Origin of the sequence: Burkholderia sp. E168m23 (assembly GCF_016586125.1) — a bacterium.
GTDB classification, from domain to species: Bacteria; Pseudomonadota; Gammaproteobacteria; order Burkholderiales; family Burkholderiaceae; genus Burkholderia; species Burkholderia orbicola.
Genome location: NZ_BCPP01001247.1, coordinates 1 through 1,660 on the forward strand (window position 1 = coordinate 1; position 1,660 = coordinate 1,660).

Below are 1,660 nucleotides of genomic sequence, written 5' to 3' on the forward strand. Positions count from 1 at the left end.
CCGCTCGTTGCGCGTTGCGTTATGCCCTGCGTTCCGGCTGACGCGTCCATTCGCTTTCTTCGCCCGGCACCTTGCCGAACGTCTGATCGGCCCACGCGGCACGCGCCGCATCGATCTTCGCGCGCTCGCTCGACACGAAATTCCATTCGATGAACCGCTCGCCCGGCAGGTGCGCACCGCCGAGCAGCATCACGCGCGCGCCGTTCGTACTCGCCAGCGCGACGCTCGCGCCCGGTTCGAGCACGGCCATCGTCGCGGGGGCGAGCGGCGTGCCGTCGACGCTGAGGTCGCCGTCGACGAGATACACGCCGCGTTCCTCATGTTCGGCATCGAGCGCCAACGTGCCGCCCGACGTGAATTCCGCAACCGCATAGAGCGTCGGCGAGAACACGGTGACCGGCGACACGAGCCCGAACGCGGTGCCCGCGATCACGCGCACGGTCACGCCGTCGCGCGTGAACGACGGCAGCGTGTCGGCCGCATGGTGAACGAACGCGGGTGTGGTGTCTTCATGCTCGACCGGCAGCGCGACCCAGGTCTGGATGCCGTGCACCGGCTGCTCGCGCGGGCGATCCTCGTCGGGCGAGCGCTCCGAATGCACGATGCCGCGGCCGGCCGTCATCCAGTTCACGTCGCCCGGCACGATTTTCTGCCGGAAGCCGAGACTGTCGTGATGCATCAGCGAGCCGTCGAACAGGTAGGTGACGGTCGCGAGCCCGATGTGCGGATGCGGCAGCACGTCGATGCCGCGCCCGGCCGGCAATACGGCCGGCCCCATCTCGTCGAAGAAGATGAACGGACCGACGAGGCGCGCGGCGCGTGCGGGCAGCACGCGGCGCACGACGAGGTTGCCGATGTCGCTTTCGCGCGGCGTGAGCAGGGTCTTGATCGAGGCGGACATGAACGGAAATCTCGTGACGGTGGCGGTGACGGGCGGTGGCGGGAAATGCTCAGGCGATCGCCGTGTCGATCGTGATCGGATGCGTGAGGATCTTGTGCACCGGGCACGCATTCGCGATCTGCAGCAGGCGTTCGCGCTGCTCGTCGGTCAGGTCGCCGTCGAGCGAGATGCGGCGCACGATCGTGCTGCCCGCGCTGCCCGATTCGTGCGCGAGCTTCACGTGCACTTCGTCGAGCGGCCAGCCTTTTCGTTGCGCATACATCTTCAGCGTGATCGCGGTGCATGCGCCGAGGCTCGACAGCAGCAGCGCGACGGGCGTCGGCGCCGCATCGCCGCCGCCGAGCGACGCGGGTTCGTCGGCGCGCCACTGGTGGACGCCATCGGTGAAGTGGACGAGGTAATCGACCGGGCCGATGCTCGCTTCGACGGTGAGTTCGCTCATGGCAATTCCAGGTGGGGAAGGGGGGCGGGCCGGCCGCGCATGGCCGGCCGGACGTTAAGGTTCGAGCAGGCGCTGCAGCCGCAGCTCCTCGAAATCGAGCTCCGATTCTATGCGGTGCAGCACCGCGTCGTCGACCCGACCGTCGCGATGCAGGTCGAGCAACGCGTCGCGCGACACGCCGACCAGCTCGAGCTCGACGCGCAGCATCCGCGCGCGCACGTCCGCGGGCTCCGCGCCGTCGCGATGTGCGTGCTCGTTGAACGCGACGCGGCTCCGGTATTCGGTCAGCAGCCGGTCGAGCGACGCGCGTTCGAGGC

The 1,660-nt window shown here is 68.9% G+C and carries 2 protein-coding genes and 1 pseudogene; all 3 read right to left on the reverse strand.

Translation table 11 applies throughout. The features are described from left to right. Window positions 1–19 precede the first annotated feature (19 nt). Window positions 20–901 carry a pirin family protein gene (locus JMF90_RS36205; RefSeq protein ID WP_201316820.1) on the reverse strand — a complete coding sequence of 294 codons (882 nt, stop codon included), beginning with the start codon at window positions 899–901 and terminating at the stop codon, window positions 20–22. A gap of 49 nt (window positions 902–950) precedes the next feature. Next, entirely contained in the window at window positions 951–1,343 is a 393-nt protein-coding gene (locus JMF90_RS36210; RefSeq protein WP_011545172.1) for an OsmC family protein, read from the reverse strand. A 54-nt stretch (window positions 1,344–1,397) separates the two neighbouring features. Further along, window positions 1,398–1,660: pseudogene (locus JMF90_RS36215) on the reverse strand (sodium:proton exchanger); the annotation flags it as partial.

Bases quoted from the DNA above. Each gene is read 5' to 3' on its own strand.
- JMF90_RS36205 (WP_201316820.1), bottom strand. From the start codon at position 901: ATGTCCGCCTCGATCAAGACCCTGCTCACGCCGCGCGAAAGCGACATC.
- JMF90_RS36210 (WP_011545172.1), bottom strand. From the start codon at position 1,343: ATGAGCGAACTCACCGTCGAAGCGAGCATCGGCCCGGTCGATTACCTC.